The following is a 399-nucleotide window of genomic DNA, read 5'->3' on the forward strand; positions in this document are numbered from 1 at the left end:
CAGGCGGGGCGGCGACGACGCCCGGATCGCCGGGCGCGGGGTCGGGGTCCGCGAGCGCGGGGGCCGCGCTCAGCACCAACGCCAAACCCATGACTGAAGCCAACCCGGCGGCGTTCAGGGCGGCGAAAAGCCGCCCTCGCGTCCAGCCCGACATATGCATCCCTCCACGATCAAGTTCCTCACACAGTGTGGCATAGGACCCACGCCAGCTAACATTTCCGGGCGAGCGGACCGGCCCCTGCGGCCGCATTTCCGCCGTTGAGCTGGCCAGCTATGAATCGCGTGAGCTTGTCGGCGCAACGTCGAACGCGTGCCGGTTGGCGGCCGTGCCGACCAGCGCCAAGGCCATCAAACCGGCCGATGCGGCCAGCATGAAGACGACGCTGCGCTCGTACAGCA

The 399-nt window shown here is 68.9% G+C and carries 1 pseudogene; it reads right to left on the reverse strand.

From position 1 onward, the window contains the following. Nucleotides 1-271: 271 nt before the first annotated feature. Nucleotides 272-399 (reverse strand): annotated as a pseudogene (locus BST44_RS31265) (MFS transporter); the annotation flags it as partial.

Source organism: Mycobacterium scrofulaceum, from assembly GCF_002086735.1.
Lineage (GTDB): Bacteria > Actinomycetota > Actinomycetes > Mycobacteriales > Mycobacteriaceae > Mycobacterium > Mycobacterium scrofulaceum.